This window comes from Lentimicrobium sp. L6 (assembly GCF_013166655.1).
GTDB lineage: Bacteria > Bacteroidota > Bacteroidia > Bacteroidales > UBA12170 > UBA12170.
The window spans coordinates 1-7,114 of record NZ_JABKCA010000128.1 but is presented as its reverse complement, the minus strand read 5'-3'; the positions used below and the strand labels follow the sequence as shown (position 1 = coordinate 7,114).

Genomic DNA, 7,114 nt, shown 5'->3' with positions numbered 1-7,114 from the left:
GAACCGCAAGTATCTTTAAGTAATTTATCGGTAATTATTGCTGAGGATGATGAAACCAGCAAATTGTTTTTTGAAGCTATCTTTAAAAATACATTCAACAAAATTACCTATACAAAAAACGGAAAAGAAACCATTGATAAATGCCGTGAGAACCCTGAAACGGATCTCATATTAATGGATATAAAAATGCCCGGCATGAATGGTTATGATGCCACCCGCGAAATTCGAAAATTCAACAACGATGTAGTAATAATTGCCCAAACAGCTTTTGGTTTAACAGACGACAGGGAAAAGGCAATAGAAGCAGGTTGTAACGACTATATTTCGAAACCGATACAAAAAGAAGAACTTGAAATTATAATTATGAAACACTTCAAAAATTATAAAAAATTCAATACCAATTAGACTCTGGAAAAAAAAGCACATGGCTATAACATCGTATATAAAACATTTGGCAGTCAGTGGTTTATCGAGCATTTCAGCCCGTATCAAAAGTACTTGTAACTTGACAGGAAAGTGCTTCGAAATGCCAAACGTTTCATATACGTAACCGTTATCTGCAACCCTATGAAACTAAAAATATGTCAGCAACTTAAATCTAATATACCAACCAACTGATAACACTGAATAAAAATGAATTACTAAATGATTAAATAGATGAAAAATATTATTTCAATTTTCTTATTAGCCGTTTTGATTTTTTCTTGTAAAAAAACCTCAAGAGAATTATACAACAATGACTTACACGTGCGAAGAATCCAACACGATGGTATTACACGAGAATATATTCTTTATGTCCCTCAGTCATACAATGGAAACACTATGGTTCCACTCCTTTTTAATTTTCATGGCTATGGAGGTAAAATAAAAGACTATATAAACGAAGCCGACATGCGTGCGGTAGCCGAGGCAAACAACTTCATTCTTGTCTATCCTCAAGGAAGCTTATTAAATGGTTTTTCGCATTGGAACGCTTGCCCACCAGGCGGAGACAATAAAAGTGATATTGATGACGTAGGTTTTATAGAGTCTTTGATTTATGGGCTTTCATCTGATTACAATATAGATATGGAAAGAATTTATGTTGCCGGATATTCAAATGGAGGAATGATGGCCTATGGACTTGCTCATTATAAAAGTAATTTAATTGCTGCTGTAGCCTCTGTTTCTGGATCAATGTTAGATTGTACAGGACCAACTAATCACCCTATGCCGATAATTCATCTTCATGGAACTGCTGATGAAGTGCTTCCATATAACGGAGGGAACGAATTCAGCTCTGCACAAAGCACTTTAGATTATTGGATTAATTTTAACAATACAACTACTACTCCAACTGTAAATACAGACAATAGTGGAGGAATGACAATTGAGCATTATATATATGACCAAGGAGATAGTTCTGTTTCAGTCGAGCATTACAAATATATTGGAGGAAATCATGTTTGGTTTAACACTACATATCAAGGAAAGAACACCGCAGAATTGGTTTGGGAATTTGTTTCAAAATATGACATCAACGGCTTAAAGTAAAACAGCATGAAAACAATCATAACATTACTCATTACCATTATTTGTCCAGCACTTGCTTTGAGCCAAGATACAAATATAGTTGCACCAATAAAACGAAATTCGATTTACATTGAATATGCAGGACAAGGACTTTATCCTTCAGTTTCATTTGACAGACTTTATCGAACGGAGAAAAAAATGAAAACTTCGTTCACCGGAGGGTTAACATTGATTCCTATTCCGGATTATTTTGTTTTTTCTGTGCCTGCTTCTTATAATATACTATTTGGAAAAAGAAAAAGCAAACTTGAATTAGGCATTGGCTTAACAGCAATGTATTTAAGGGAAGGCAATATCCCTGTAAGCTATGGATACAAGGACGACAATGGTGTTTATCATTATGAACAATTTATTGGACACGAACATAATTTTTTCGCATATTTTACTCCAAAAATCGGGTATCGTTACCAAAATCCGAATGGTGGACTTTTTTTACGCGCAACACTAACCCCTCACATAGCAGGAATAAGCTCTTACGGTGGAGTAAGAGGTAAAAATGGAATTAAAACAAATATAGATGATTCGTACACCGAATATTTTTCTAGTGTGGCCTTTCTAGGAAATCGTTTTTTAATACGCGCAGGCTTAAGCGTAGGCTGGACATTTAAAAAGAAATTTAGAACAAGTAAAAAGAGTGAAAACTAAACTGATAATTTGATTTGAAGTCTAAATACCAAGCTAAACAATAGTGAGTAAAAGTCAAATATTCAGAATGAGAAAAAGGGCAGCAGATAACAGCACCTACAAGAAATTGGCGGTTTAGTGGTTAAATGAAGCTTTATGCTTCGTGTCAAGTGCAGTGCTGGCAGACAGTTTTCGTCTCCGAAATCGCCAACTTCTTGTAGCTGCAACCCGTTACCAAACATATTAAAAAAAACTCCGAATTCAATAACTCAAGTAGTTCTATTCTTTTTGTTAAGCATAAAATTTTAGAGTCTTTTTTCACGATATAATAGGTTCGTAATAGATAAAAATTACAAGACAGAATAATTATCTACAAATTGAGCTTGTAGAATAAACTAAGCATACTATCTAAATAGTTTTATAATAAAAAATAAAGTAACGTTCTTTATATAAAAGAGTCATATTATTTATAGATGCATCAATAATTAAATATTAATATAAAAAATAAATGAAAAAAACTATAATGAAAACAACATTAACCATTTTGACATTATTTATAATTTTAAATTCTACATTTTCGCAAAAAAAAGCTGAAACAAATTCTGATCTTCCAATTATTAAAGGTTCATATCTTGGTCAAAAACCACCTGGGTTAATTCCTGAAATATTTGCACTAGGAATATTACCAAATCCTGGAAAATTTGCTTTAGGTATTAACTTCTTGCAAGAAGGAACAGAATTATATTATTCGCAATGGGAGCGTCCATTTCCCCAAATTAGGTTTAGGAAAATTGTAAATGGGACATGGACACAAGACACAATAGCATCTTTCTCAGGAGAATTTATGGATTGGGATTTAACAGCCGCCCCTGATGGCAAACGACTCTACTTTAGTTCAAAAAGACCATTGGAAAAAGATGGAGAACCAAAAAAAGATGCAGATATCTGGTATGTTGAAAGAATTGAAGGTTTGTGGAGTGAACCTAAAAATTTAGGATTATCTGTAAATTCTGACAGCAATGAAGTTCATCCGACAATTGCTAAAAATGGTAATATATACTTTTTTGGAAAACACGGACCAAACATTTCTGTTACCAAAAACGAAAATAGCAATTACTTAGAACCCGAAAAACTTGGAGATGAGATCAATTCAGATTCTACCGATCTTGATCCAATTGTTGCTCCTGATGAAAGTTATCTGATTTTTCATTCAAGGAGATCTGGTGGGGAAGGTGAGAATGATCTTTATATTAGCTTTAAAGATATTGAGTCCAATTCATGGACTAAAGCAGTAAATATGGGGAAGCTTATTAATACTGAGAACTCAGACTACTGTGCCCGAATATCACTTGACGGAAAGTATTTATTTTTCTCCAGAAGAAATCCAGTGACAGAAAGTAGTGATTTTTACTGGGTTGATGCTAAGGTTATAGAAAATCTAAAACCTAAAGAACTTAAGAAATAGATAAAATACGTTTGGTAACACGCATTCAAATTCAATGCGGGGTTTTGTAGTTCACTGACTAAGTTTTATCTTAGTAAAGTTGTTTAACGGTGTATAATGAAACGCGGCAGACACCCGCACAAAATTTACCAGCAGACGGTTATGGCACATTTTTGTAAAAAAATTTAAACTTTCAAAACAGATGAAGAAAGAAATTAAATATTCGGTAATTTTTATCGTGATTGTACTCACTGTTAGTTGGAGTATCACTTTGTTACTTTTTTCAAAACCGGAAACAGTGCAATTATTTCCTTTGGTTATGTTAATTCCTGCAATTGTGGGCACTACTATAAATTCGATACGCTATAAGTCGTTCAAATTAGTTTTTAGACCTATAACTACTAGAATAAATCTTAAATCAATTCTATTCTCACTTATTTACCCATTATTATTTATTGGACTTGTGGCTATCGTAGTTTCTTTAACAGGTATCGGTAAATTTAATTCAGACAAATTATCGGAATTAAGTAATTTCCCTTCAATTGAGATGATAATAATTGGATTTCTCTTAATGTTTGGTGAAGAATATGGCTGGAGAGGTTTTTTATTGAAAGAATTAGCTACAGCTAAAGGGAAAATATATAGTGCAATAGTTGTAGGTATTGTTTGGGCATTATGGCATGGACCAGCTGTATTTGGATTAGCTAATCATACAAATATGGAAAATCCACTTTTATTTTCAGCTATACAGATGGGTGCAGTCTTTGTTTTTTCACTACCATTTGCATATTCGTATTTTTTAACAAACAATATATTACCTCCTATGATATTTCATTTTGTCTGGAACTTTTATAACCCAATAATACTTGGTAATATCTATCAGAATGAGCCAGGAATTATAGAGGGAAATATGATTTATATTAATGGTGAGGGACTGGCAGGGATAATTTTTGGCTTAATTTTTATAATATGGTATATCAACAAATTTAAAAAGAACTTAATTAAGAATGTTATTTGTTAAATATTATCAGAAATACAACGTGCCATAACAGCTGTTACCAAACATATAAAACTAAAAAAAGATGAAAAAATTTGGAAGAATTATTTTATTGACTTCGATTGTGATACTTCTAATTGCATGCAATTCTCAAAAAAATAGATCAAAAGACTCTGATTTTCCAATTTTAAGTGGACCCTATCTTGGACAGAAACCTCCAGGGATGCAAGCTGAAATTTTTGCTCCAAATATTATTTCTACTCCATTTGAAGAATCAGGTTGTAGCTTTACTCCAGACGGAAAAGAAGTATATTTTAGAATAATGGGACCACCACGTGGCGGTATTTACTTTATGAAAGAAGTTGATGGAAAATGGCAAGAACCTCAAATAGCAGCATTTATGGGCAATTATGATGGAAAATGTAATTTATCACCCGATGGTAATAAAATGGTTTACAGTTGTGGAATGCCTCTTAGTGGAAAAGGGAAATCAATTGGTCATTGGGAAATCTGGGTTGTGGAAAGAAACGAGAATGATTGGGGAGAACCTGTAAACCTTGGCTCTCCTGTAAATTCAAATAAATTTTCAACAATATCGCCAACAATTGCTAATTCGGGTAATATTTATTTTTATGCAACTACAAAACCAGGTAGTTTTGGAAAAGGAGATATTTGGATGACAGAATTTAAAGATAATAAATATCAAGAACCAGTAAATTTGGGAGCTCCAGTAAATACAGAATTCTGGGAAAATGATCCATTTATCGCACCTGATGAAAGCTATTTAATCTTTCAATCAGATAGAGAAGACGAACATGAACCTGGCGATCTTTTTATTAGTTTCAAAAATAAAGATGGAAAATGGATCAAACCAATAAATATGGGTGAAAATGTAAATGCTTCATATACTGGTGAAGGCTGCCCAATGGTTAGTCCTGATGGCAAATATTTATTCTTTTCATCTATGAGAATTACTTATAAGAAATATATAGACGAACCAATAAGTTACAGAGATAAAATGCAAATATTAGATAATCCAGGAAATGAGAGTGAAGATATATTTTGGATAGATGCTAAAATAATTGAAAACTTGAAACCTATGGAATTGAAATAATACGTTTGGTAACATTGGGTCATAAAGCATGCGGGTTTTCGTGGTTTTCTGACAATTTTAGTTATCTTTAACTTTCGGTTTCGGGGGACACTGAAACACGGCGGAACTCCCGCACAGCTTCATACCCAAGGATCGTTAGGCACAACTTAACCACACCAATGAAAATCGATAAGAAATTAAAGGAATTACCACTTACCAAATCGAATCCAAAAACATTGGAATCCTTATTTGGAAAAACGGACATTCAACCATTTTGGGTTGCCGATATGGAATTTCAGATTGCAAAACCAATTCAGGAATCTTTAAAAGAAAGGATTACAAATTCAGGTTTTGGATATGAATACAAGCCTGACTCTTTTTTTATTGCTCAAAAAAAATGGTATGACAAAAATTACGGAATTGACTTAAACAAAAATCACCTGATTTATAGTCCGAGTATTACAACTACCATTTCTATTTTAATTGAAAATTTTACATCGGAAAGTAACGGAATAATTACACAACCACCAGTTTTTATGGAATTCCGAGATGTGATACGAAACACTAAACGTAGAATAGTCAAAAATCCTCTGAAGCTAACTGAAAAACAATATCAAATTGACTTTAAGGATTTAGAAGAAAAAGCAAAAATAGAAAATAACAAAATTCTAATTATTTGCAATCCTCACAATCCAGTTGGTAGAGTTTGGACGAAAGAAGAATTAAACCAAATTGTTACGATTTGTAAAGAGAATGATTTACTTCTTGTTTCAGATGAGATACATAAAGATATTATTCTTTTCGACAATAAATTCACTTCAGCTTTACAATTTATTGATGATTATGACAAAATTGTTGTTTGTACATCAGAAGCCAAGACTTTTAACCTTTGTGGAATTGCAGATTCTATGACAATCATTCCAAATGAAGATATGAAAAAATCCATTTCCAATACATTCAAAAAATATAATTTAGGAAGAACAAATGCCTTAACACGAGTTGCGATGGAATCTGCTTATAACCAAGGACAATCTTGGTTAAAAGAAGTCATAAACATCGTTGAAGAAAATATAAAAAGCATAGAAACTGAATTGGAAAATTCAAAAATTGAACTTATAAAACCACAAGGGACTTATCAAGTTTGGTTAGATTTTAGAAAAGTTTATAAAGACACGAAAGAAATGTTTAGTCATTTAACAGAAAACTCTGGAATCGGACTTAATGCTGGACATTGGTTCGGACGTGAAGGTGCATTATTTATGAGAATGAATATTGCAACCTCAAACGAAAAAGTAATTGTCGCAATTAAAAAAATAATAAAAGCAGTGCCTAACAATTAAGCATCGTTTTCAGCCCTAAGCCGTGGAGCTAAGCATTTACTTAT

General features: G+C 32.7%; 7 protein-coding genes. All 7 read left to right on the top strand.

The features are described from left to right. On the top strand, positions 1 to 405 hold a 405-nt coding region (locus HNS38_RS19390; protein WP_172346941.1), incomplete at its 5' end, for a response regulator. 252 nt (positions 406 to 657) lie between these two features. Beyond that, the gene (locus tag HNS38_RS19385; RefSeq protein WP_172284770.1) at positions 658 to 1,533 is read left to right on the top strand and encodes a PHB depolymerase family esterase; all 876 of its coding nucleotides are present in this window, start codon (positions 658 to 660) and stop codon (positions 1,531 to 1,533) included. Positions 1,534 to 1,539: 6 nt separating this feature from the next. Beyond that, positions 1,540 to 2,217, top strand: a complete 678-nt coding sequence (locus HNS38_RS19380; protein WP_172284769.1) for a hypothetical protein — start codon at positions 1,540 to 1,542, stop codon at positions 2,215 to 2,217. Positions 2,218 to 2,704: 487 nt separating this feature from the next. After that, positions 2,705 to 3,661, top strand: a complete 957-nt coding sequence (locus HNS38_RS19375; protein ID WP_172284498.1) for a PD40 domain-containing protein — start codon at positions 2,705 to 2,707, stop codon at positions 3,659 to 3,661. Positions 3,662 to 3,842: 181 nt separating this feature from the next. Continuing rightward, the gene (locus tag HNS38_RS19370) at positions 3,843 to 4,661 is read left to right on the top strand and encodes a CPBP family intramembrane glutamic endopeptidase (RefSeq protein WP_172284500.1); all 819 of its coding nucleotides are present in this window, start codon (positions 3,843 to 3,845) and stop codon (positions 4,659 to 4,661) included. A 61-nt stretch (positions 4,662 to 4,722) separates the two neighbouring features. Then, entirely contained in the window at positions 4,723 to 5,751 is a 1,029-nt protein-coding gene (locus tag HNS38_RS19365) for a PD40 domain-containing protein (protein ID WP_172284502.1), read from the top strand. Between the two features lie 158 nt (positions 5,752 to 5,909). Then, positions 5,910 to 7,070 carry a MalY/PatB family protein gene (locus HNS38_RS19360; protein ID WP_172284909.1) on the top strand — a complete coding sequence of 387 codons (1,161 nt, stop codon included), beginning with the start codon at positions 5,910 to 5,912 and terminating at the stop codon, positions 7,068 to 7,070. The last annotated feature ends 44 nt before the right edge of the window (positions 7,071 to 7,114 follow it).

Excerpts from the sequence above, each read along its gene's own strand:
- HNS38_RS19375 (WP_172284498.1), top strand. The coding sequence starts at position 2,705 with ATGAAAAAAACTATAATGAAAACAACATTAACCATTTTGACATTATTT.
- HNS38_RS19360 (WP_172284909.1), top strand. The coding sequence starts at position 5,910 with ATGAAAATCGATAAGAAATTAAAGGAATTACCACTTACCAAATCGAAT.
- HNS38_RS19370 (WP_172284500.1), top strand. The coding sequence starts at position 3,843 with ATGAAGAAAGAAATTAAATATTCGGTAATTTTTATCGTGATTGTACTC.
- HNS38_RS19365 (WP_172284502.1), top strand. The coding sequence starts at position 4,723 with ATGAAAAAATTTGGAAGAATTATTTTATTGACTTCGATTGTGATACTT.
- HNS38_RS19380 (WP_172284769.1), top strand. The coding sequence starts at position 1,540 with ATGAAAACAATCATAACATTACTCATTACCATTATTTGTCCAGCACTT.
- HNS38_RS19385 (WP_172284770.1), top strand. The coding sequence starts at position 658 with ATGAAAAATATTATTTCAATTTTCTTATTAGCCGTTTTGATTTTTTCT.